Raw genomic sequence first — 22,675 nt, 5'->3', positions numbered from 1 at the left:
GCGAAGAGCTGGTAGAGGAAGGCTGCTTCGTTGCTGGTGCGGCCCGAGGTGTAGAAGACGGCTTCGTCGGGTGAGGAGAGGGCGTCGAGTTCCTCCGCCACACCATGGCCGGTCTCACCCGGCGTCGGCCGTCTCAGCCGCTGATGACGGTGACCTCACCGATGCCGAGCGCCTTGACCGGCCCCTCGATCGCCGCGGCGTCGCCGACGAGGACGGTCACGAGCCGGTCCATCGGGAAGGCGTTCACGACGGCGGCGGTCGCCTCCACGGTGCCGGTCCGCGCGAGGCGTTCGTACAGCCGCGCCTGGAAGTCGTCCGGCAGGTACTGCTCGACCTGGTCGGCGAGGGTGCCCGCGACGGCCGACGCCGTCTCGTACTTGAGCGGCGCGACCCCGACGAGGTTCTGCACGGCGGAGTCCCGCTCGGCGTCGGTCAGCCCCTCGGCGGCGAGGGTGCGCAGCACGGTCCACAGGTCGGCCAGGGCCGGGCCGGTGGAGGCGGTGTCCACGGAGCCGCTGATGGCGAGCATGGCCGCACCGGTGCCCTCCGGGGAGGAGCGCAGCACCTGGCCGAAGGCCCGCACGCCGTAGGTGTAGCCCTTCTCCTCGCGCAGGACGCGGTCCAGACGGGAGGTGAGGGTGCCGCCGAGGCAGTACGTGCCGAGCACCTGGGCGGGCCAGACGCGGTCGTGCCGGTCGGCGCCGATCCGGCCGATCAGCAGCTGGGTCTGCACGGCGCCGGGGCGGTCCACGATCACCACACGGCCGGTGTCGTCCGCGGTGATCGGCGGCACGGGCCGGGGCTCGGCGGCGGAGCCGGTCCAGGCGCCCAGGGTGTCGGCGAGCGCCGCCTCCAGGTCGACGCCGGTGAAGTCGCCGACGACCACGGCGGTCGTGGTGGCCGGCCGGACGTGCGCCTCGTAGAAGGCGCGGACGGCGGCGGCGTCGATCCGGGCGACGGTCTCCTCGGTGCCCTGGCGGGGGCGGGAGATCCGCGCGTCGGCCGGGAAGAGGTGCTGCGAGAGCGCCATGGCCGCGCGGCGGGCGGGGTTGGCCAGCTCGTGCGGGATCTCGTCCAGGCGGTTGCGGACGAGCCGCTCGACCTCGCTGTCGGGGAACGCGGGGGCGCGCAGGGCGTCGGCGAGCAGGGCGAGGGCCTTGGCGAGCCGGGAGGCGGGCACCTCCAGGGAGACCCGGAGGCCGGGGTGGTCCGCGTGCGCCTCGAGAGTGGCGCCGCAGCGCTCCAGCTCGGCGGTGAACTCCTCGGCGGTGTGCTTGTCGGTGCCCTCGGACAGGGCGCGCGCCATGATGGTCGCGACCCCGTCGAGGCCCTCGGGCTCGGCGTCCAGCGGGGCGAGGAGGTTGACCTCGACGGCGACGATCTGCTGCCCGGGACGGTGGCAGCGGAGCACCGTGAGGCCGTTGGGCAGCTGTTCGCGCTCGGGGGCCGGGAAGGCCCAGGGCGTCGGCTCGCCCGCCCGCGGCCGCGGGTGGAAGGTCATGGTGCCGGTGGCCACGGCGTCGCTCACTGGGCCGTCTCCTCGTCGTTCCGGTCCTGCGCGTTCTCGTCGGCGGCGGGGGCGGTGGGCTCGTACACCAGCACCCCTCGGTTGTCGGGGTGCAGACGGGCCTTGGCGACCCGCTGCACCTCCTCCGGGGTGATGTCCAGGGCGCGCTCCACCGCGGTGAGGGCGAGCTGCGGGTCGCCGAACAGCACCGCGAAGCGGCACAGTTCGTCGGCGCGGCCGCTGACCGTGGCGAGCCGGTCCAGCCACTCGCGCTCCAGCTGGGCCTGGGCGCGCTCCATCTCCTCCGGGGTCGGCCCCTCGGCGGCGAAGCGGGCCAGCTCGTCGTCGACGGCGGCCTCGATGTCGGCCACCTCGACGCCGCCGGACGCCTTGACGTCCAGCCAGCCGAGCGAGGGCGCGCCGGCGAGCCGCAGCATGCCGAAGCCGACGCCGACGGCGCTGCGGTCGTGCCGGACCAGGCGGTTGTAGAGCCGGGAGGACTCGCCGCTGCCGAGGACGGTCAGGGCGAGGTCGGCGGCGTCGGCGTCCCGGGTGCCGTCGTGCGGGAGGCGGTAGGCGGCCATCAGGGCACGCGCGGGCACCTCCTCGCGGACGACCTCGCGGAGCTCGTTCCCGATGACGTCGGGGAGGGCGCCGTCGCGCGGCGGCTGCTTGGCGTCGTGCGCGGGGATGGAGCCGAAGTACTTCTCGACCCAGGCGAGGGTCTGCTCGGGGTCGATGTCGCCGACGACCGACAGGACGGCGTTGCCCGGCGCGTAGTACGTCCGGAAGAAGGCGCGCGCGTCCTCCAGGGAGGCGGCGTCCAGGTCGGCCATGGAGCCGATCGGGGTGTGGTGGTACGGGTGGCCGTCGGGGAAGACCATGGCGGTCAGCTTCTCGAAGGCGGTGCCGTAGGGGACGTTGTCGTAGCGCTGGCGGCGCTCGTTCTTGACGACGTCCCGCTGGTTCTCCATGGACTCGTCGTCGAGCGCGGTGAGCAGCGAGCCCATGCGGTCCGCTTCCAGCCACAGGGCCAGCTCCAGCTCGTGGGCCGGCATGGTCTCGAAGTAGTTGGTGCGCTCGAAGCTGGTGGTGCCGTTGAGCGACCCGCCGGCGCCCTGCACCAGCTCGAAGTGCCCGTTCCCCTTGACCTGGGCGGAGCCCTGGAACATAAGGTGCTCGAAGAGGTGGGCGAGGCCGGTACGCCCCTTGACCTCATGGCGGGAGCCGACGTCGTACCAGAGGCAGACGGCGGCGACCGGGGTCAGGTGGTCTTCGGAGAGCACCACCCGCAGGCCGTTGGCCAGACGGTGCTCGGTCGCTGTCAGGCCGCTGGCGCCGGCCTGTTGCGTGGCCGTGTGACCCATGGGCATGTACGTCCCTTCGATCGCGTGAAATCCCGCGTGGAGGCTCGCGATGGTTCGCGACGACTCGCGTGATGAACAGTCCTGTCACTGTATGCAAGCGCGCTGACATCTGGCGAAGTTCCCGGTGCGGTGCCCTCTTACGGACGGGTCGGTTGTCGGCGTTGTCAGTGGGGCGGTCCACAATGGTCCGCGTCAGCACGCCGCCTCGGCAATCGATCGAAGGAGCAGCAGCCCGCGATGGCCCGCCGCAGCACGAAGACCCCGCCGCCGGACGACTTCGAGGAGCGCATCCTCGACATCGACGTCGTCGACGAGATGCAGCGCTCCTACCTCGAGTACGCCTACTCGGTCATCTACGCGCGTGCCCTGCCCGACGCCCGGGACGGTCTCAAGCCCGTCCAGCGCCGCATCCTCTTCCAGATGAACGAGATGGGCCTGCGCCCGGAGCGTTCGTACGTGAAGTGCGCACGCGTCGTCGGCGAAGTGATGGGCAAGCTCCACCCGCACGGTGACGCCTCCATCTACGACGCCCTGGTGCGCATGGCGCAGCCCTTCTCGCTGCGGCTGCCGCTGGTCGACGGGCACGGCAACTTCGGCTCGCTGGGCAACGACGACCCGCCCGCGGCGATGCGCTACACCGAGGCGCGGATGGCGGCCGCGACGTCGCTGATGACGGAGTCCATCGACGAGGACACCGTCGACTTCACGCCGAACTACGACGGCAGCGAGCAGGAGCCGGTGGCGCTCCCGGCCGCCTATCCGAACCTGCTGGTCAACGGCGCGTCCGGGATCGCGGTCGGCATGGCGACGAACATGCCGCCGCACAACCTGGGCGAGGTCGTCGCCGCCGCCCGGCATCTGATCCGGCATCCGGACGCCGACCTCGACACCCTGATGAAGTACATCCCGGGTCCGGACCTGCCCACGGGCGGCCGGATCGTGGGCCTGAGCGGCATCCGGGACGCGTACGAGACCGGGCGCGGCACCTTCAGGATCCGCGCCACGGTGACCGTGGAGAACGTGACGGCCCGTCGCAAGGGCCTCGTCGTCACCGAGCTGCCGTTCACGGTCGGCCCGGAGAAGGTCATCTCCAAGATCAAGGACCTGGTCGGCGCCAAGAAGATCCAGGGCATCGCCGACGTCAAGGACCTCACGGACCGCTCCCACGGCCTGCGGCTCGTCATCGAGGTCAAGAACGGCTTCAACCCCGAGGCCGTGCTGGAGCAGCTCTACAAGCTGACGCCGATGGAGGAGTCCTTCGGCATCAACAACGTCGCGCTGGTGGACGGGCAGCCCCTGGTCCTGGGCCTGAAGGAGCTGCTGGAGGTCTACGTCGACCACCGCTTCGACGTGGTGCGGCGGCGCAGCGAGTTCCGGCGCACCAAGCGGCGGAACCGGCTGCACCTGGTCGAGGGTCTGCTGGTGGCGCTCCTCGACATCGACGAGGTCATCAGAATCATTCGTTCGAGTGAGAACGCGGCGCAGGCCAAGGAGTCGCTGATGGCGCGCTTCTCGCTCTCCGACATCCAGACGCAGTACATCCTCGACACCCCGCTGCGCCGGCTCACGAAGTTCGACCGGGTCGAGCTGGAGTCGGAGCGCGACCGGCTGAACGACGAGATCGCGAAGCTGACCGTGATCCTGGAATCGGACGCGGAGCTCCGCAAGCTCGTGTCGAACGAACTGGCCGACGTGGCCAAGAAGTTCGGCACCGACCGGCGCACGGTGCTGCTGGAGTCGGCGGGCACCCCGGCGTCGGCCGTGCCCCTGGAGGTCGCGGACGACCCCTGCCGGGTGCTGCTGTCCTCCACCGGGCTGCTGGCCCGGACGGCGAGCGGCGAGCCCTTCCCCGACGACGGTGAACGGGGTGCCAAGCGCGTCAAGCACGATGTGATCGTCTCGGCGGTCCCGGCGACGGCCCGCGCGGACGTCGGCGCGGTGACGTCCCTGGGCCGGCTGCTGCGGCTGCCCGTGATCGACCTGCCGCAGCTGCCGGAGACGGCGGCCGCGCCCAGTCTGGCGGGCGGTGCTCCGGTCTCGGAGTTCCTGTCGTCGCTGGAGGAGGGCGAGCAAGTGGTCTGCCTCACCACCCTGGACGAGTCCTCGCCGGGGCTCGCGATCGGCACGGAGCAGGGCGTCGTCAAGCGCGTGGTCCCGGACTATCCGGCGAACAAGGACGAGCTGGAGGTCATCACCCTCAAGGAGGGCGACCGCATCGTCGGCGCGGTCGAACTCCGCACCGGCGAGGAGGACCTGGTCTTCGTCACGGACGACGCCCAGCTGCTGCGCTATCCGGCGGGGCAGGTGCGCCCGCAGGGCCGTCCGGCGGGCGGCATGGCCGGCATCAAGCTCTCGGAGGGCGCGAAGGTGATCTCCTTCACGGCGATCGACCCCGCGGTGGACGCGGCGGTGTTCACCGTGGCGGGTGCGGCGGGCACGCTGCTGGGCGCCTCGGAGACGACGGCGAAGCTGACGCCGTTCGACCAGTACCCGCGCAAGGGGCGGGCGACGGGCGGTGTGCGCTGTCAGCGCTTCCTGAAGGGTGAGGACTGCCTGGTGCTGGCCTGGGCGGGCCCGGCCCCGGCGCGCGCGGCGGCGGCCAACGGCACCCCGGTCGAGCTCCCGTCCCCCGACCCCCGCCGCGACGGCTCGGGCACGCCGCTGCAGAAGGCCGTGGCGGCGGTGGCGGGCCCGGTGTAAATCGGCGGCGGACGGGCCGGGTTCTGCGAGCTGTCTGCTCGGAGCACCCGGCCCGTCCGGTATCCCAGCCATCGGAGAACCGGGCCCGTCCGGTATCCCGGCATCGGAGAACTGGGGCGGCCGGGGAACCGGGGCGGCCGGAGGACCACGGCCGCCGGGGCGCCAGGGCCCGCGGGCACGGCCCCGGTCGCGGGGCCGGCCGGAGCCGGGGAGGAATCCCCGGTCACCCCTGGGCGTAGCGCAGCACGCCCCACATCGCGTTCTCGTCCGCGTCCGCCCCCGTCCGCCGGCACTCCTCCAGCCCCGCCCGGAGGGCATCGGCGTCGATGCCCCGCCCGATCAGCACGAGTTGGGTGAGCCGCTCCTCCCCCCGTCCCCAAGGGCCCCCGTAGAAGCGGAGGAAGTCCCCCACGGCGTGCACGGCGTACCGGGTCCGCCGGTGCCCGTCCGCGCCGAAGTGGACGAAGCCCTTGATGCGGTAGAGGCCCTGCGGTCTGTTGTCGAGGAAGTCCATCAGCCGCCGCGGGTCCATCGGCGCCTCCGAGGTGAAGGCGACGCTGTCGTACGCGGCGTGCAGGTGTCCGTGGTGTCCCGTGCAGCCCTCGCCGCAGTCGTGCCCGTCACCGTCGTGGCCGTGCTCCGGCTCCCGCACGAGGTCCTCGAAGGACAGCTGTCGTATCGCGCCCGGGGGCTCCTCCTCCCGCGGCTTGCGGTCGAAGAGGAGCTCGGGGTCGACCCGCCCGTACGCGGCCTCCAGCACGGGCGTGCCGGGGCCGAGCTTCCCGAGCCCGTCGAGGAGTGCCAGGCGTTCCTCCTCGCCCACCCGGTCCGCCTTGTTGAGGACGATGAGGTCGGCGAGGGCGATGTGGCGGTCGAGCTCGGGGTGGGTGGCGCGCGTGCGGTCGAATTCCGCGGCGTCCACGACCTCGACCAGGCCGCCGTAGACGATGTCCTTGTTGTCGCTGGCGAGGATCATGCGGATGAGCTCCTGCGGCTCGGCCAGTCCGCTCGCCTCGATGACGATGACGTCGATCCGGGCCGCCGGGCGGGCCAGCCGGTCGAGGAAGCCGTCGAGCTCGCTGGTGTCGACGGCACAGCACAGGCAGCCGTTGCCGAGGGAGACCATCGAGTCGACCTGCCCGGCGACGCTCATCGCGTCGATCTCGATGCTGCCGAAGTCGTTGACGACGACGCCGATCCGCGTGCCCCCGCTGGTGGCCAGCAGGTGGTTGAGCAAGGTGGTCTTGCCCGACCCCAGGAAGCCCGCCAGCACGATGACCGGGATCTGTCGCTTCGCCAAGGGGGGCCGCCTCTCCATCACATGCCGGGCGCAGCGGGAACCGGCTGCGGCGGGGGCGGACCGACATAGCGGGCCGCCGGGCGGATGATCTTCGAGTCCTCCGCCTGTTCCAGGATATTGGCGCTCCAGCCGACCACGCGGGCCGCGCAGAAGGTGGGCGTGAACATCTCCCGGGGCAGCCCGCAGAGCTCCATGACGACGCCCGCGTAGAACTCCACGTTGGTGTGCAGTTCGCGGCCCGGCTTGAGCTCGGCGAGGATCGCCTCGACCTGTCCTTCGACCTCGACGGCGAGGTCCACCAGAGGGCCGCCGAATTCCCGCGCGATGGCGCGCAGCATCCGGGAGCGCGGGTCCTCGGTGCGGTAGACGGGGTGGCCGAAGCCCATGATCCGGTCGCCGGCGAGGACGCGCTCCCTGATCCAGGGGTCGATGCGGTCCGGGGTGCCGATGGCGTCCAGGGTGTCGAGGGCGCGGCTGGGCGCCCCGCCGTGCAGCGGCCCGGACAGGGCGCCGATGGCACCGCCGAGACAGGCGGCGAGGTCGGCGCCGGTGGAGGCGATGACGCGGGCGGTGAACGTCGAGGCGTTGAAGCCGTGGTCGACGGTGGAGATGAGGTAGCGCTCGACGGCGCGGGCCCGCCGGGGGTCGGGTTCCCGCCCGGTCAGCATGTAGAGGTAGTTGGCGGCGTACGGGAGGTCGGCGCGCGGCTCGACGGGCCGCAGCCCCTGCCCGAGCCGGTGGAGCGCGGTGAGCAGGGTGGGGACGGCGGCGCAGGCGGCGAGGGCGTCGGCCTCGCGCCGGGCCGGGTCGGTGTCGTACAGGGGGCGGAGCCCGGCGGAGGCGCCGAGCAGGGAGAGCGCGGTGCGCAGCCCGGCGAGCGGGCCGGACGGTGCGGACGAGCGGGCGATGGCGGGCAGCGCGTCGCGCACGTCGGCGGGCAGCTCGCGCAGGGCGGTGGTCTCGGCGGCGAAGGCGGCCCGCTGCGCCGCGTCGGGGAGGGTGCCCCGGAACATCAGATGCCAGACGTCCTCGAAGGAGCGGCGGCTTTCGGCGAGCTCCACGGCGGAGTACTGGCGGTAGTGGTAAAAGCCCTCGCGGCCGCGAACGTCGCCCAGGGCGGTGTCGGTGACGACGACGCCCGCGAGTCCCCGCGGTACCTCGGTGATCGTCATTGCTGTGTCTCCTCGGTCCCTTGAATCTTGATACGACTGTCCATGCTTGATTCCATTGGTGTCAACATTGATTGAATCAATATGTAGGGGCCGCTACCGTGTGACCCATGGCGGATCATGTGACGGACGAGTCGGCGGGCGACGACCACAAAGGACGGCTGACCACCCGTGAGGTCGCCGAACGGCTCGGCGTGAAACCGGAGACGGTCTACGCGTACGTCAGCCGCGGCCAGCTCTCCAGCCGCCGCGGTCCCGGCGGCCGGGGCAGCACCTTCGACGCGCGGGAGGTCGACGCGCTCGCCCGGCGCGGCAGACGGGAGCCGGCGTTCGGCGGCGAGACGGCGATCCGCACCAGCATCACGCTCATCGAGGACGACCGGTACTTCTACCGCGGCGTGGACGCCACCGCGCTCGCCGAGCGGTACGGGTACGAGGAGGTCGCGGACTGGCTGTGGACCGGTGAACTGCGGCCCGGCACACGCTTCACCGCCCCCGAGGAGGCCCTGGCCGCCGCGTACCGGGCCGTGGACGCGCTGCCCGCGCACAGCGGGCCCACCGACCGGCTGCGCGTGGCCGCGATCGCCGCCGCGGCCGCCGATCCGCTGCGCTTCGACCTGTCCCCCGCGACGGTGCTCGGCACGGCCCGCGGCCTGATCCCGACGCTGGTCGACGCCCTGCCGACCGCCGGCCGGCCGCGGGACACCGGCGGGCGGCTCGCCCCGCGCCTGTGGTCGCGGCTGACGGCGCGGGCCCCGGACGAGGCGGCACTGCGGGCCCTGGAGACCGCCCTCGTCCTGCTGATCGACCACGACCTCGCCGCCTCCACGCTCGCGGTGCGGGTCGCGGCGTCCGCGCGGTCCCATCCGTACGCCGTGGTCTCCGCCGGGCTCGGCGCGCTGGAGGGACCGTTGCACGGGGCGGCGAGCGGGCTGGCCCACCGGATGCTCACGGAGGTGCTGGAGCGCGGCAGCGCGGCGGCCGTGGTGGCGGACCACCTGCGGGACGGCAGGCGCGTGCCGGGGCTCGGGCACCGCCTCTACCCGGGGCCGGACCCGCGGGCGACGGCACTGTTCGCCCGGCTGGAGTCGGTGCCGGGCGCCGGGCGCGCCCTGGCGGCGGCCCGGGAGGTCGAGGCGATGACGGCCCGCCACAAGTCCCTGTGCGCGAACGTGGATCTCGCGCTCGCCGTCCTGTCGGTCTCGTCGGGGATGCCGCCCGAGGCGGGCGAGACGGTCTTCGCCGTCGCGCGCACCGCGGGCTGGATCGCGCACGCTCTGGAGGAGTACGCGGAGCGGCCGCTACGGCTCCGCCCGACCGGCCACTACTGTGGTCCCCGGCCCCCGCAGCCACTTCCGTGACCCCCGCGCCGCATACGATCAACAGCCAAGCAGGTTAGGCTAACCTTCGTGAGCACGTGTGCGACCGCATCCCGCCGACTCTCCGAGCCACTGGCCGGCACCGCCGCCACGGCCCGGACCTGGCTGCTGCTCGAACAGCCCGGCCCCTGGGGCGCGGACGCACTCGCCTCCAGCCATCTCGACCCCGCCGTCGGCCGCGCCCTGGACGAGGCCGTGGCGGGCACCGGCGTACGGATCGCCCTGATCCGCCGCCCCGGGCGGCACGCCGACTGCCACCGGCCCGCCGCGCAGCGGGTGTTCGTGGCCCACACCGCGCCGGGCCGCTCCTGGATCCGCACGACCGAGATCGCCGACCCGGCCGGCCTGACGGCGCTGGACCTCGCGGCACTCGGCGCGGGCGAGCACGGCGGGCTGTGGGAGCCGTACGCGGGCGACCCGCTCGTCTTCGTCTGCACCAACGGCAAGCGGGACCGCTGCTGCGCCCTCCTCGGCAGACCGCTCGCCGCCGAACTGGTCAGCGCGGGCGGGATCGAGACGTGGGAGGTCACCCACCTCGGCGGCCACCGCTTCGCGCCGACCCTGTTCGTCCTCCCCTACGGCTACGCGTACGGGCGGGTCACCGCGCACGGCGTCAAGGACGTGCTGGAGGCGGTGCGCGACGGGCGGGTCGTGACCGAGCGGTGCCGCGGCCGCTCGGCGTGGGCCCGGCCCGCCCAGGCCGCCGAGCTGGCCGTCCGCGAACTCACCGGGGAGGACGGCGCGGATGCCCTGGACGTGCCCCGGAGCGAGCCCGTCGAGGGTGCCGCCGCGCACTGGTCCGTGACCGTCGCCCACGTCGACGGCCGCTCCTGGCGGGTCCTGGTCGAGCAGGGGGCCGCCGAGCCGCCCCGCCCGGAGAGCTGCGGCAGGGCGCCGGGCACCCCGGCCCGGATGGACGTCGTCTCGGTCACCCCGCTTCCCTGACGAACTCCGTCGTATAGGTCTTCTCCAGGTCGATGTCGGCGTTCCGTATCGTCGGGTTGAAGGCCTTGAGCACCTCGTGCACGGTCTTCGGTCCGTCGGCGGGCATCACACCGTCCCGGGTGAACATGGGCAGGGTGTTCTTGATGGCCCGGACATAGAGCTCCTTGCCGCCCTTCGCGTAGTCGGCGGGCATTTTGTCTGCGATCTCCTCGGGGCTGTGCGCGGACATCCACGCGAGGGTCTTCACGAAGGCGTTGGCGAGCTTCCGCACCGTGTCCTTGTGGCCGTTCACCCAACCGGTGTTCATATAGAGGCTCGACGCGGGGTAGAGCCCGCCGAGCGCGGCCCGCGAGCCCTCGGGGGTGCGCAGGTCGACGAGCACCTTGCCGGTGCCCTGGGCGAGGACCTGGGCGACGGTCGGGTCCGTGGTCATCCCGCCGTCGACGGCCCCCTGCCGGAGCGCGGCGACGAAGGTCTGGCCCGCGCCGACGGCGACCGGGGTGAACTCGCTGACCTTCACCCCGTTCCGCACCGCCAGGTACTTCGTCAGGAAGTCGGTGGACGAGCCGAGGCCGGTGACCCCGAGCTTCTTCCCCTTGAAGTCCGCGGGCGAGGAGATGCCGGAGGCGGCCTTGGCGGAGACGATCTCGACCTCGCCGGGGGTGCGGGCCAGCTGGACCACCGACTCCACCTGTTTGCCCTTCGCCTGGAGGTCGAGCGTGTGGTCGTAGAAGCCGACGACGCCCTGGACGTCGCCGGAGACGAGCGAGGTGGTGGCCTGCACCCCGGCGGGCTCGCTGAGGAGCTGGACCTCGACGCCCTGCTCCTGGAAGTACCCGAGCCGCTCGGTGAGCACCGCGGGCAGATAGATGACCTTGTCGAGACCGCCGACCATGATCTTGACGGTGTCTCCCCCGGCCTTGCCGCCGGTGCCCGCGCCGTTGGCGGACACCTCGTCGGCGCACCCGGCGAGAGCGAGGCACAGCGTCGCCGCGACGGCCGCGGCGACGGTACGGGGCTTGCGCATGGCTGCAGTTCCTTACGTGTGTTCCCCGCGCGCGTTCCGCACGCGGGAGATGGGCGGGAGACGGGTGGGGCCGCTCGGCGACCGGGACGGCCCTACCGGTCGCCGGACCCGCCCGCCTTCCAGCGGAACAACCGTTTCTCCGCGAAGGTCAGCAGCCCCTCCGCCAGCAGCGCGACGACGGCGAGGATGACCATGGCGGCGTACACGCCCGCCGAATTGAAGGTGTTCTGCGCATTGGAGACGAGCAGCCCGATGCCCTTGGTCGCCCCGATGTACTCGCCGACGATCGCGCCGATCAGCGCGAACCCGAAGCTCACATGCAGGCTGGTGAAGATCCAGGAAGTCGCGGAGGGGACGACGACCTGGAGGGTCACCTGGCGGTTGCGGGCGCCCAGGATGCGGGCGTTGGCGACCAGGTTGCGGTCCACTTCGCGAGCGCCCTGGAAGGCGTTGAAGAAGACGGGGAAGAAGACCAGCACCACGGCCGAGGCGACCTTGGACGCGGGACCGAGGCCGAACCAGATGAGGAAGATCGGCGCGAGGACGATCCTCGGCAGCGCGTTGAGGACCTTGATGTACGGACCGAGGACGTCCGCCAGGAAGCGCACCCGGCCGAGCACGATCCCGAGCACCACGCCGCCCGTCACCCCGATGACCCAGCCGAGCAGGGCCTCCTGGAGCGTGTACCGGATCTGCTCGCCGAGCGAGCCCTGCGCGGTGCCGTGCGCGGCCCACTGGACGATCTGGTCCCAGATCTCCGACGGCATCGAGAAGTTGAAGGGATCGACGACCTTGTGGCGGGCCATCAGCTCCCATGCGGCGAGCACGAGCACGAGCAGCAGCACCCGTACCGCGTGCACCAGCAGTCTCCGGTGGCGGGCGGCCTTGGCCCGCGCTTCCGCACGGCCGGTGGCGCCCTTCCGCGGGGCCGCGGAGGCGGCGACGGTCTCAGGCGACACGGTCGGCACCTCGCTCCCGGGTGATGCGGACCTCTTCGCCGAGCGAGGACCAGATCTCGCGGTAGATCTCCACGAACTCCGCCTCCAGACGGATGGCTTCGACCTTCCGCGGCCGGGGCAGCGGTACGGGGAAGACCTGTTTGACCGTGGCCGGACCCGCCGTCATCACCACCACCTTGTCCGCGAGCGCGATGGCCTCCTCCAGGTCATGGGTGACGAAGACGACGGACGCGGCCGTTCCGGTGGCACGGGCGCCGCCCCACAGCTCCAGCAACTCGTCCGACATCAGCGCCCGGGTCTGCACGTCGAGTGCCGAGAACGGCTCGTCCATGAGCAGGATCGCGGGGTCGCCGACAAAGGTCTGGGCCAGTGCCACGCGCTTGCGCTGCCCGCCGGAGAGCTGGTGCGGATAGCGGTCGGCGAAGGCCGCGAGCCCCACCCTGCCGAGCCAGTCGAGGGCGCGTGTCCTCGCCTCCGCCTTCGGCATGCCCCGGAAGCGCGGACCGGCCATCACATTGGACAGGACCGTGCGCCAGGGGAACACCGCGTCCTGCTGGAAGACGAACCCGACCTCGGGCCGGATGCCGGTCACCGGCTCGCCGCCGACGAGCACCTCCCCCTCGGTCGGCTCCTCCAGCCCGCTGACCAGGGTGAGCGTGGTCGACTTCCCGCAGCCCGTGGGTCCCACCACGGCCACGAACTCGCCCCGTTCCACCGTCAGATGGAGGTTCCGTACGGCCGCGTGCCGCGCGCCCGAAGGGGTACGGAACACCTTGCCCGCCCCGCGCAGCTCGATGGCCGGCGGGGTACCGCTGTGTTTGTCGCTGATCGTCCCGCTGTTCATGGTGGTGCCTCCTGTGCCCGGCTCGTCCGCCCCGCTGTCCCTCGGGGGCGGCAGGTGGCTGGACGGTAGGGGCGGCGCGCCCCGCGGAGACAGGCTTGTGGGCGCTGTGCGGGTTGAGGGCACGAACCCTGTTCTGCTCGTTTTGCTCGCGGTAGAACAACGAAAGCGCTACGGAACCGGCCGACGGGCGGCCATCCGGCTACGTTCTGGTGGCACCGACGACACGAAAGGGACCCTTATGCGCCCCCGGTGGCCCCGCCGCGTCTTCGCGCAGGTCCTGCTCGTCCAACTGCTCATCATCACCGGGGTCACGGGGCTCGCCGCCGGACTCTTCCTCGCGCCCCTCGGCGCCCAGCTGGACGACCAGGCGGAACGCCGGGCGCTGGCGATAGCCCAGGCCACGGCCGCCCAGCCCACCATCGCCCGCGACCTGCTGACCCACCGGCCCACCCCCGACGGGCCGGTCCAGGCCGACGCCGAACGCGTCCGGCTGGCCACCGGCGCCAGTTACGTCGTGATCGTCGACGCCCGGGGCACCCGCTACTCCCACACCGCGCCCTCCCGGATCGGAGGGCGTGTCAGCGGCGACCCGGGGACGGTGCTGAGCGGCAAGGAGTGGAAGGGCATCGCCGAGGGCACCCTGGGGCGCTCGGCCCGCGGGAAGGTGCCGCTGCGCGACGCGGAGGGCGTCATCGTCGGGGCCGTCTCCGTCGGCATCGCCTACGACAACGTGCACGCGTTGCTGGTGCACGCGGTGCCGGGCATCCTGCTGTACGCCGGTGCGGCCCTGGGGGCGGGCGCGCTGGCGGCGCTCGCCGTCTCCCGGAGGCTGCGCAAGCGCACCCGTGGCATCGAACTCACCGAGATCTCCGCCCTGCTGGACGAGCGCGAGGCCATGCTGCACGGCATCCGGGAGGGCGTGGTCGCCCTCGACCGGCGGGGCCGCGTGCGACTGGTCAACGACGAGGCGCAGCGGCTGCTCGGACTCGGGCCGGACGCCACCGGGCAGCCGCTCGACAGCGTCCTGCCGCCCGGCCGGACCACGGACGTGCTGGCCGGGCGGGTGACGGGCACGGACCTGCTCACCGTCCGGGACGGGCGGGTCCTGGTCGCCAACCGGATGGACACGGCGGACGGCGGCACGGTGGCGACCCTGCGCGACCGCACCGAACTGGAACAGCTCCGCCGGGAACTGGACGGCACCCGCGGCCTGACCGACGCGCTGCGCGCGCAGGACCACGAGCACGCCAACCGGCTGCACACCCTGGTCGGACTGCTGGAGCTCGGGCTGTACGACGAGGCCGCCGAGTACCTGGCGGAGGTGACGGGCGCGCACCGGGCCACGGCGGAACAGGTCGCCGAGCGGGTGCACGATCCTCTGGTGGGGGCGCTGTTGGTGGGCAAGAGCGCGGTCGCGGCGGAGCGCGGGGTGGCACTGCGGATGAGCCCGCGGACCCTGCTCCCCGACCGGGTGGTGGACCCCCGGGACCTGGTCACCGTCCTCGGCAACCTCGTGGACAACGCGCTGGACGCGGCGGGGAACGCGACCGTGGGCGGGGCCGACGGGGAGCCATTCGCCGAACCGCCGCCCGTGGAACCGTTCGTCGAACCGCCCGTGGAACCGTTCGTGGAAGTGGAGTTGCGGACCGTGGGCACGGCCCTGGTCGTCCAGGTCACCGACAACGGTCCGGGTGTGCCGGCCGCCGCCCGCGAACTGATCTTCGCCGACGGCTGGTCCACCAAGGAGCCGCCCCCGCACCGCCGCCGCGGTCTCGGACTCTCCCTCGTCAGAAGGCTCGCCGAGCGCTACGGCGGTTCCGCACGGGCGGCTGAACGGCCAGGCGGGGGCGCGGTGTTCACCGTGGAACTGCCCGAAGCACTCCACTCACTCGAAGGGGTGAAGTAAATGATCGAGGTCCTCGTGGTGGACGACGACTTCCGTGTCGCCGAGATCAACGCCGCGTATGTGGCGCGCGTCCCCGGCTTCCACGTCGGCGCCAAGGCCCACAACGCGGCCCAGGCCATGACCGTGCTCGAACAGGGCGGCATCGACCTGGTGCTCCTGGACCACTTCCTGCCTGACGAGACGGGGCTGTCCCTGGTGCGCCGGATGCGGCAGCGCGGCCACCTCACCGACGTGATCATGGTCACGGCCTCCCGGGACGTCGCCACCGTCCAGGCGGCGATGTGCTTCGGCGCCCTGCAGTACCTGGTCAAGCCCTTCACCTTCCCGGGGCTGCGAGTGAAGCTGGAGGCCTACGCGCAGCTGCGCCGCACCCTCGACGACGCGGACGAGGCGGGCCAGGACCAGGTCGACCGGATCTTCGGCACCCTGCGCACCGCGGCCACCAGCGTCCCCCTGCCGAAGGGGCACTCCGCGCCCACCGCCGAGCTCATCCGCCGCGTGCTCTCGGACGCGATGCACCCCCTCTCCGCACACGAGGTCGCGACCCGCGCCGGACTGAGCCGCTCCACCGCGCAGCGCTACCTCAAACGCCTGGAGGAATCCGGTCGGCTCCGCCTCACCCTCAAATACGGCGAGACCGGCCGCCCGGAACACCGCTACGCCTGGACAACTCGCTGACGGCACCCAGCCGGTAGGACTTCCCCCGGTCGGGGCTGCTTCCGGCCGGGACTTCTTCCGGCCGGGACTTCTTCCGAGGGCGCCGACGCCCGGCCGTCAGGCCAACGGCGGCGGCACGATGCCGTTCCGGAACGCATACCGCACGGCCTGCACCCGGTCCCGCACCCCCGTCTTCGCGAAGAGATTGTTGATGTGCGTCTTCACCGTCGCCGTACTGACGTGCAGCCGCCGGGCGATCTCCGCGTTGGACAGTCCCTCGGCGACCAGGGACAGCACCTCCGCCTCACGCGCCGTCAGCCCGTCCGGCAACTCCCCTCGCGCCGGTATGGCAGGGACCTCATCCGCCCGAGCGCTCTCCCCACCGGAAGCGGAGAGCCGATCCAGCAGCCGACGTTGCACATTCGGCGAGAGCCCGGCCTCCCCCGACATCACATGCCGCACGGCCCGTACGATCTCCTCCCCGCCGGCGTCCTTGGTGAGATACCCACGCGCACCGGCCCGGAGGGCGGGAAAGAGCGAGTCGTCGTCGGCATAGGTCGTGAGGACCACCACCTGGGTCGCCGGATGCTCGGCCCGAATGCGCCGCGTCGCCTCCACCCCGTCACACCGCGGCATCCGAAGGTCCATCAGCACCACGTCCGGGGCGTGTTCGGCGACCAGCCGCACCGCTTCATGGCCATCGGCCGCCGCCCCGACCACCTCGATCCCCGGCAGCAGACCCAGCAACATCACGATCCCCTCGCGCACCACGGTCTGGTCATCGGCCACCACGACCCGCGCCACCGCGTCATCACCGGCGCCGCCCGGCCCCGGCCCACCCGGGGCGGCCGCGCCGCCCGTCACGCGGGCACCCGCAAACGCACCACAAAGCCCTCCTGCTCAGGTCCGGCCGGTCCGGCCTCCAGCGTGCCGCCGAGCAACTCGGCGCGCTCGCGCATCCCCAGCAGACCGTACCCGGCACCGGACACCGCGAGATCCCCGGACCCCGCCCGCCCGCCCCCGTCACGGACCCACAGCTCCACCTCCCCCTCCAGATAAGTGAATCTCATGTCGACGCGCGCGCCCGGCGCATGCTTCCGGACATTGGTCAGGGCCTCCTGCGCGACCCTGCGCACCGCCAGCCCCGCCTCCGCGGGCAGATCCCGCGGCTCCCCCGTGACCTCCAGGCGTGCTCCCTCCGACGCGGCCGACTCCCGGAGGAAGTCCTCGACCCGGGACATCTCTCCGCGCAGCGCGGAGAGCGCCTGCCGGGTCTCCGACAGCCCCTCCCGGGCCATGCCCCGGGCCGCCACCACCCGCTCCAGGATCAGCTGCCGGTCCTCCCCCCGCTCGATGAGCAGCCGCGCCGCCTCCAGGTGCACCATCTGCGCGGAGAGGCTGTGCGCGAGCACGTCGTGGATCTCCCGTGCGATGCGGGCCCGTTCCGCCAGCGCGGCCGACTCCGCCTCCGCCCGGCGCGCCGCCCGCTCCTGGGCCAGCAGCCGGAACCCGGCCCCTCGCGCCTCCTCGTCCAGCCGCAGCGCGTACCCCATGACCGGCAGCCCGACCACCGTCAGCGCGATCACCACCGGCTCGTCCGAACTCACCAGGGCGTACGAGCCCATGGCAACCGTGGCGCTGCCCAGCGCGCACAGCATCGGGAGCCGCTCCATGGACATGAGCGCGCAGACGCACCAGAGCACGGCCGCCGGGGTGCGCGCCCCGGCCAACTGGGACCCCGCCCCCACCGCGTACAGCACCGCCAGCACCCCGAGGGACGGCCACAGCCGCTGGGCGAGCGTCGTGGAGTAGTAGACCCGGATCCCCGCCACGCAGATCACGAAGCCCGAGGCGAGGGCGGCGAAACCCCAGCCGTGCAGGACACCGTCGCGCACCACACCCCACAGGACCAGAGAGGCGAGACCGAGCCGCACCGCCCAGGTCATCACCCGTCTGCGCAGCGGCACTCCCAGCCAGGAGAGGGCCTCACGGGCGGGCCACTCGGTCCAGTTCTCGATCGGCACGTAGGGTCCTCCCGCCGCGACGCCGTCCTCAGCCACCGGCAGGGACACCGTACGCCGGGCGGACGTCGCGGGTCCGGTGGAGAAGTACTCCGGCGCGGGCCAGCAGCACGGCCGCGACGGTCAGCATCGCGGCGGAGCCGCCCTGGTGGACCCCGATCAGCGCACCGAGGCCGTAGAGCGCCGCGCGCAGGGCCATCCCGCCGAGCCATATCGCGGCTGTCGCCCTGCCGCCCTGGGCCCATGTCGCCCCGGACTCGTCGGACCATATTCGGGTGGTCCAGGCCCACGCGGCGCCGGTGGCGAGCCCGGCCAGCACACCTCCGGCGAGCAGACCGGCGGACTCCGCGGGGTGTCCGGAGTCGATCAGCCCCGGCCCACGGACGGCCAGGAGGACCAGCAGCGCGGGCAGCAGCCACCAGCGCCCACCGTCGGCGGCCACCCTGCGCGGCCTCGTCTGCCGGACGAGCACGATCGCGCAGACCGCGACGATCACTACGACGTCGAAGGAGCCGGACATGGGAAAACCCTCCGTGGGACCTGATCCGAGGCGTCGGATGCGAGTGACTCGACACATCCGACGCTACGGATCCGGGCCCCGGCGGGGATCGGACCACGGGTGGGGCTTCGGGTGGAACCCGGGTGGAGATCGCCCTCCACCTGAGGGTGGAGAGCCGCGCCGCGCGACCTGACGGACGCCGGTCAGGCGTCGATCAGACGTCGATGCGCGAGCGGTCCAGCGTGGCCGCGGAGTTGGTGATGAACTCCTTGCGCGGGGCGACCTCATTGCCCATCAGCAGGTCGAAGGCCCGCTCCGCCGCCTCCAGGTCACTGATGTTGATCCGCCGGAGCGTACGGTGGCGCGGGTCCATCGTGGTCTCCGCGAGCTGGTCGGCGTCCATCTCGCCGAGGCCCTTGTACCGCTGGATGCCGTCCTTGTAGCGGACGTTCTTCCGCTCCAGCTCCAGCAGCGTCTGCCGCAGCTCGCTGTCGGAGTAGGTGTAGATGTACTTGTCCTGCCCCTTCTTGGGGTGGGTCAGCTCCACCCGGTGCAGCGGAGGCACCGCCGAGAAGACCCGTCCCTCCTCGACCATGGGCCGCATGTAACGCTGGAAGAGGGTCAGCAGCAGGCACCGGATGTGCGCACCGTCCACATCGGCGTCGGCCAGGAAGATCACCTTCCCGTAGCGGGCCGCGTCGATGTCGAAGGTCCGCCCCGATCCCGCTCCTATCACCTGGATGATCGCGCCGCACTCGGCGTTCTTGAGCATGTCGGAGACCGACGACTTCTGGACATTGAGGATCTTGCCGCGGATCGGGAGCAGGGCCTGGAACTCGGAGTTCCGCGCCAGCTTCGCCGTACCGAGCGCCGAGTCCCCCTCGACGATGAACAGCTCGCTGCGCTCGACGTCGTCGCTGCGGCAGTCGGCGAGCTTGGCCGGCAGCGAGGAGGACTCCAGCGCCGTCTTCCGGCGCTGCGCCTCCTTGTGCTGCCGGGCGGCGATGCGCGTACGGGCCGCGGCGACGACCTTCTCCAGCACGGCGCGCGCCTGCTGCTTGGCGTCGCGCTTGGTGGAGGTCAGGAACGCCTTGAGCTCCTTGGCCACCACGTTCGCCACGATGCGGGAGGCGGCGGACGTGCCGAGGACCTCCTTCGTCTGGCCCTCGAACTGCGGTTCCGCCAGCCGTACGGTCACGACGGCCGTGAGGCCCTCCATGGCGTCGTCCTTGACGACGTCGTCCTCGGCGACGCGGAGCAGCTTCGAGGAGCGGAGCGCCTCGTTGACCGTCTTGGCGATCGCGCGCTCGAATCCGGCCACGTGCGTGCCGCCCTTGGGGGTGGCGATGATGTTGACGAAGGACTTCACCGCGGCGTCGTAGCCCGTGCCCCAGCGGAGGGCGATGTCCACACCGAGCTCGCGGGTGACCTCGGTGGGGGTCATGTGGCCGCGGTCGTCGAGGACCGGCACGGTCTCCTTGAAGGTGCCCTGCCCGGTCAGCCGGAGCACGTCGCAGACGGCCTTGTCCTGGGCGAGGTACTCGCAGAACTCGCTGATGCCGCCGTCGTAGCGGAACGTCTCCTCGGTGCTGTCCCCGCCGTCGAGGCCCCGCTCGTCGCGGACGACGATGGTCAGCCCCGGCACCAGGAACGCGGTCTGCCGGGCGCGCCCGTACAGCGTCTCCAGGGAGAGCTTCGCGTCCTTGAGGAAGATCTGGCGGTCCGCCCAGTAGCGGACGCGGGTGCCGGTGCGGGTCTTGGGCACCTTCTTGCCCTTGAGGAGGCCGTTGGCCGGGTCGAACGGTGCGTCAGGGCCGGACTCGGTGAAGATGCCGGGGACGCCGCGCCGGAAGCTGATCGCGTGGGTACGGCTGTTCCGGTCGACCTCCACGTCCAGACGTGCGGAGAGCGCGTTGACCACGGAGGCGCCGACGCCGTGCAGACCGCCCGAGGCCGCGTACGAACCGCCGCCGAACTTTCCGCCGGCGTGCAGCTTGGTCATGACGACCTCGACGCCGGACAGGCCGGTCTTGGGCTCGACGTCCACCGGGATACCGCGGCCGTTGTCCCGGACCTCCACCGAGCCGTCGTCGTGGAGGATCACGTCGATCCGGTCGCAGAATCCGCCCAGGGCCTCGTCGACGGAATTGTCGATGATCTCCCAAAGGCAGTGCATCAGGCCACGGCTGTCCGTCGAGCCGATATACATGCCCGGGCGCTTGCGAACGGCCTCAAGACCCTCGAGGACGAGCAGGTGCCGCGCGGTGTAGTTGGATCCGTCCCGGTCTGCCCCGGTCAGCAACGCAGTGGACGGCACGGACATATCGGCGGTCACGCGGTTCGCTCCTCGCTGAATTTCTTTTCGGCCCCGGTCGGGCGCGGTCGTGGCTCGGTTGCCGTTCAGAGGGTACCGAGGCCAGGTAGAGCCTTTGTGCAGCCACCCGTGGGAATGCCCATGCTAGTCCAGTGTCGATCACATGTTCGATGACACGATGGAGTGACGTGCACATCACGTTCCCTTGGAGGCATGAACCATTTAGGCTCCGGGCACGTCCTCAAGAACAACCCGGCAAGCCGGCCGGGAGGACCAAAGCCCCCAGCGACGTGAAACCGTAAGCCCACGCGATACGGCTCATTCGCCGCCAACCGTCAAGATCCGGCCCACTCTGAAGGAACTTTCGAGGAAAAGCCACGAGCGGGAACGTTTTCGGCCTGGTTGGATGTTGACCCTGGTACGACAGCTCGTCGAGCTAGAGAAGAGGCGACGTGACTACTGTTCTGACCCCCGCGAGCCCGCTGACGGCCGCTGACCGCTGCGACCGGTGCGGCGCTCAGGCTTACCTGCGCGTCGTTCTCATGAGCGGCGGCGAACTGCTCTTCTGCGCCCACCACGGGCGTAAGTTCGAGCCAGAACTCAAGAAGATCGCCGCGGAAATACAGGACGAGACGGAGCGGCTCACCGCCTCTCCGGCGTCCGCGTCCGACGAGGACCGTTGAGTCCGCAGTGGACCGCTGACACATCGCATCCGACGACGAGCGAGGTCCGGCCATCCAGGGCCGGGCAGCCGCGGGCGGCCGCCCCCACGGGGGAGGTCGCCCGCTCTCGTACCGTCACCCGCTCCACCGAGGCACCCGTGGCCGCCCGCGGGCACACCCTCGTACCCCCTCACGGCCGCCACCGCGGCCTTGCCGGCCTCACCCCGGCGCCGTGCCGCACACCCGGCGCAACAGCCCGCCGAACGGCCCGGAGCGGGGCGGTCTGGCCCATGTCCGGCAGTGCGGAGTGCGGCGGGACGATCTGGTCCGGCTCCGTCGCCCCGGAGTGCGACGGGGTGCTCTGCCCCGCATCCGGCGATACGGGGTGCGGCAGGTCGACCGCCTTCGCGGTCGACAGAGCGGCCTGTCTCGCCGCGTCGGCCACATGGGCCGCCAACGGCTTCGCGACCGCCGAGATCCGCGTGTAGACCCCTGGACGGCCCTTCTGGGCGCAACCGCTGCCCCACGACACCAGCCCGATCAGCCGCCCCCGCGCGACGAGCGGCCCGCCGCTGTCGCCCTGACAGGCGTCCTTACCGCCTTCCGGCAGCCCTCCGCACAACATCGACGCCCGACGGTAGATGCCCTCCGCACTGCCCGGGTACGCCCGCTCGCACAGGCCGTCGTCCAGCACGAGCAGCCTGGCCGTACGCAGCGTCTCCGAGTAGGTGCCGTCGCCGTACACGTCGCCCCAGCCGTAGACCATGGCCGCCGTGCCCGTCCGGTAAACCGATTCGCCCGGCTGCGCCATCGGGAGGACGCGGCCCCCCGGAACCGGCTCCTTCAGGGTGAGCACGGCGACGTCGCCCGCGTTGGTCACGGCGTCGTACTCGGGGTTGACCCAGGTGTCGCGCAGCTCCAGCTCGGCTCCTGTCAGGCTCCGCAGATCGTCCCGCCCGACGATGATGCGGAGGTCCTTCGCCTCGCTCACGTCCATGCCGAGCACCTCGTGGCTCAGGCAGTGCGCCGCCGTGACGACCGTCCTGGGGCCCACCACGACGCCGCCGCAGAACTGCCCCGACCGGGCGGGCCCGAAGCGCTGGCGGCTCGCCAGAGCCACCGCCCAGGGCGCGTCCGAGGCCCTCACCGACTGGCCCCCGATGATCACACGGTCCGCTGCCGCCGGAGCAGGCACCGCCAGCAGCAGCGCGATGGCGCCTGCCAGCGGATAACTCAGCGAACGCATACGACCTCCTGACGGTGTGGAGTTCCTCGCACACCCAGGGTCAACCTGCGAGGCGATCACCGCATCCGGAAGCTGGACGGGCCCCACCCCCGCGGAGCCGCTCCGCACAGCCCGAAGGCCCGGCACCTCCGGAAGAGGGGCCGGGCCTTCGGGTCCTGCTGATCGGGTTCGTT

18 protein-coding genes are annotated in these 22,675 nt (G+C 72.1%); 6 read left to right on the top strand and 12 right to left on the bottom strand.

Going from position 1 to position 22,675, the window contains the following annotated elements; all coding sequences use genetic code 11:
* Nucleotides 1-133 precede the first annotated feature (133 nt).
* Together ACWD4A_RS17300 and ACWD4A_RS17295 are read right to left on the bottom strand one after the other, a co-directional pair.
* A complete protein-coding gene (locus ACWD4A_RS17300; RefSeq protein WP_451194664.1) occupies nt 134-1,501 on the bottom strand; it encodes a M16 family metallopeptidase in 1,368 nt (455 codons plus the stop codon).
* 23 nt (nt 1,502-1,524) lie between these two features.
* Nucleotides 1,525-2,874, bottom strand: coding sequence for a M16 family metallopeptidase (locus tag ACWD4A_RS17295; protein ID WP_451194656.1), 1,350 nt, complete (start codon nt 2,872-2,874; stop codon nt 1,525-1,527).
* A gap of 237 nt (nt 2,875-3,111) precedes the next feature.
* Here ACWD4A_RS17295 and ACWD4A_RS17290 point away from each other — a divergent pair, with 237 nt between their 5' ends.
* Nucleotides 3,112-5,574 (top strand): DNA gyrase/topoisomerase IV subunit A, encoded by a 2,463-nt coding sequence (locus tag ACWD4A_RS17290; RefSeq protein ID WP_451194654.1) that lies wholly within the window; start codon nt 3,112-3,114, stop codon nt 5,572-5,574.
* A gap of 223 nt (nt 5,575-5,797) precedes the next feature.
* Here the strand turns inward: ACWD4A_RS17290 and ACWD4A_RS17285 are convergent, their stop codons facing one another.
* Together ACWD4A_RS17285 and ACWD4A_RS17280 are read right to left on the bottom strand one after the other, a co-directional pair.
* Complete coding sequence (locus tag ACWD4A_RS17285) at nt 5,798-6,874, bottom strand: CobW family GTP-binding protein (protein WP_451194652.1); 1,077 nt, start codon at nt 6,872-6,874, stop codon at nt 5,798-5,800.
* A gap of 17 nt (nt 6,875-6,891) precedes the next feature.
* On the bottom strand, nt 6,892-8,046 hold the full coding sequence (locus ACWD4A_RS17280) for a citrate synthase (protein WP_451194650.1): 1,155 nt from the start codon (nt 8,044-8,046) through the stop codon (nt 6,892-6,894).
* A gap of 107 nt (nt 8,047-8,153) precedes the next feature.
* On the opposite strand from ACWD4A_RS17280, the gene ACWD4A_RS17275 reads away from it, so the two are divergent.
* Together ACWD4A_RS17275 and ACWD4A_RS17270 are read left to right on the top strand one after the other, a co-directional pair.
* Nucleotides 8,154-9,404, top strand: a complete 1,251-nt coding sequence (locus ACWD4A_RS17275) for a citrate/2-methylcitrate synthase (RefSeq protein ID WP_451194649.1) — start codon at nt 8,154-8,156, stop codon at nt 9,402-9,404.
* A gap of 48 nt (nt 9,405-9,452) precedes the next feature.
* Nucleotides 9,453-10,367 carry a sucrase ferredoxin gene (locus ACWD4A_RS17270; protein ID WP_451194647.1) on the top strand — a complete coding sequence of 305 codons (915 nt, stop codon included), beginning with the start codon at nt 9,453-9,455 and terminating at the stop codon, nt 10,365-10,367.
* Here the strand turns inward: ACWD4A_RS17270 and ACWD4A_RS17265 are convergent.
* The 3 genes from ACWD4A_RS17265 to ACWD4A_RS17255 form a co-directional block, all read right to left on the bottom strand.
* Complete coding sequence (locus ACWD4A_RS17265; protein ID WP_451194646.1) at nt 10,351-11,394, bottom strand: ABC transporter substrate-binding protein; 1,044 nt, start codon at nt 11,392-11,394, stop codon at nt 10,351-10,353. The two genes, ACWD4A_RS17270 and ACWD4A_RS17265, sit on opposite strands and share 17 nt — an antisense overlap.
* Nucleotides 11,395-11,486: 92 nt before the next feature.
* Complete coding sequence (locus ACWD4A_RS17260; protein WP_451194644.1) at nt 11,487-12,353, bottom strand: ABC transporter permease; 867 nt, start codon at nt 12,351-12,353, stop codon at nt 11,487-11,489.
* Nucleotides 12,343-13,197: an ABC transporter ATP-binding protein gene (locus ACWD4A_RS17255; protein ID WP_451194643.1), complete on the bottom strand. Its 855-nt coding sequence runs from the start codon at nt 13,195-13,197 to the stop codon at nt 12,343-12,345. Before ACWD4A_RS17255 ends, ACWD4A_RS17260 begins: the two co-directional genes overlap by 11 nt.
* 238 nt (nt 13,198-13,435) lie before the next feature.
* On the opposite strand from ACWD4A_RS17255, the gene ACWD4A_RS17250 reads away from it, so the two are divergent.
* Both ACWD4A_RS17250 and ACWD4A_RS17245 read left to right on the top strand, forming a co-directional pair.
* On the top strand, nt 13,436-15,103 hold the full coding sequence (locus ACWD4A_RS17250; protein ID WP_451194642.1) for an ATP-binding protein: 1,668 nt from the start codon (nt 13,436-13,438) through the stop codon (nt 15,101-15,103).
* A complete protein-coding gene (locus ACWD4A_RS17245) occupies nt 15,104-15,781 on the top strand; it encodes a response regulator (RefSeq protein WP_451194640.1) in 678 nt (225 codons plus the stop codon). It begins immediately after the preceding gene.
* Nucleotides 15,782-15,877: 96 nt separating this feature from the next.
* Here the strand turns inward: ACWD4A_RS17245 and ACWD4A_RS17240 are convergent, their stop codons facing one another.
* The 4 genes from ACWD4A_RS17240 to ACWD4A_RS17225 form a co-directional block, all read right to left on the bottom strand.
* Nucleotides 15,878-16,564 carry a response regulator gene (locus ACWD4A_RS17240; protein ID WP_451194662.1) on the bottom strand — a complete coding sequence of 229 codons (687 nt, stop codon included), beginning with the start codon at nt 16,562-16,564 and terminating at the stop codon, nt 15,878-15,880.
* A gap of 56 nt (nt 16,565-16,620) precedes the next feature.
* Complete coding sequence (locus ACWD4A_RS17235; RefSeq protein ID WP_451194639.1) at nt 16,621-17,784, bottom strand: sensor histidine kinase; 1,164 nt, start codon at nt 17,782-17,784, stop codon at nt 16,621-16,623.
* Nucleotides 17,785-17,812: 28 nt separating this feature from the next.
* The gene (locus ACWD4A_RS17230) at nt 17,813-18,301 is read right to left on the bottom strand and encodes a DUF1453 domain-containing protein (RefSeq protein WP_451194637.1); all 489 of its coding nucleotides are present in this window, start codon (nt 18,299-18,301) and stop codon (nt 17,813-17,815) included.
* Between the two features lie 193 nt (nt 18,302-18,494).
* Complete coding sequence (locus ACWD4A_RS17225; RefSeq protein ID WP_451194635.1) at nt 18,495-20,615, bottom strand: DNA gyrase/topoisomerase IV subunit B; 2,121 nt, start codon at nt 20,613-20,615, stop codon at nt 18,495-18,497.
* A 431-nt stretch (nt 20,616-21,046) separates the two neighbouring features.
* Here ACWD4A_RS17225 and ACWD4A_RS17220 point away from each other — a divergent pair, with 431 nt between their 5' ends.
* Nucleotides 21,047-21,277, top strand: coding sequence for a DUF7455 domain-containing protein (locus ACWD4A_RS17220; protein ID WP_030260793.1), 231 nt, complete (start codon nt 21,047-21,049; stop codon nt 21,275-21,277).
* Nucleotides 21,278-21,446: 169 nt separating this feature from the next.
* On the opposite strand, the gene ACWD4A_RS17215 is transcribed toward ACWD4A_RS17220, so the two are convergent.
* Nucleotides 21,447-22,502 carry a S1 family peptidase gene (locus ACWD4A_RS17215; protein ID WP_451194633.1) on the bottom strand — a complete coding sequence of 352 codons (1,056 nt, stop codon included), beginning with the start codon at nt 22,500-22,502 and terminating at the stop codon, nt 21,447-21,449.
* Nucleotides 22,503-22,675 lie beyond the last annotated feature (173 nt).

This window comes from Streptomyces sp. NPDC002537, from assembly GCF_053594975.1.
Note: the sequence above shows the minus strand (reverse complement) of the source record. Positions and strands in the feature narration are given on the sequence as shown.

Bases quoted from the DNA above. Each gene is read 5' to 3' on its own strand.
- ACWD4A_RS17250 (WP_451194642.1), top strand. From the start codon at position 13,436: ATGCGCCCCCGGTGGCCCCGCCGCGTCTTCGCGCAGGTCCTGCTCGTC.
- ACWD4A_RS17215 (WP_451194633.1), bottom strand. From the start codon at position 22,502: ATGCGTTCGCTGAGTTATCCGCTGGCAGGCGCCATCGCGCTGCTGCTG.
- ACWD4A_RS17295 (WP_451194656.1), bottom strand. From the start codon at position 2,874: ATGGGTCACACGGCCACGCAACAGGCCGGCGCCAGCGGCCTGACAGCG.
- ACWD4A_RS17265 (WP_451194646.1), bottom strand. From the start codon at position 11,394: ATGCGCAAGCCCCGTACCGTCGCCGCGGCCGTCGCGGCGACGCTGTGC.
- ACWD4A_RS17300 (WP_451194664.1), bottom strand. From the start codon at position 1,501: ATGACCTTCCACCCGCGGCCGCGGGCGGGCGAGCCGACGCCCTGGGCC.
- ACWD4A_RS17280 (WP_451194650.1), bottom strand. From the start codon at position 8,046: ATGACGATCACCGAGGTACCGCGGGGACTCGCGGGCGTCGTCGTCACC.
- ACWD4A_RS17275 (WP_451194649.1), top strand. From the start codon at position 8,154: ATGGCGGATCATGTGACGGACGAGTCGGCGGGCGACGACCACAAAGGA.
- ACWD4A_RS17230 (WP_451194637.1), bottom strand. From the start codon at position 18,301: ATGTCCGGCTCCTTCGACGTCGTAGTGATCGTCGCGGTCTGCGCGATC.
- ACWD4A_RS17290 (WP_451194654.1), top strand. From the start codon at position 3,112: ATGGCCCGCCGCAGCACGAAGACCCCGCCGCCGGACGACTTCGAGGAG.
- ACWD4A_RS17255 (WP_451194643.1), bottom strand. From the start codon at position 13,197: ATGAACAGCGGGACGATCAGCGACAAACACAGCGGTACCCCGCCGGCC.
- ACWD4A_RS17245 (WP_451194640.1), top strand. From the start codon at position 15,104: ATGATCGAGGTCCTCGTGGTGGACGACGACTTCCGTGTCGCCGAGATC.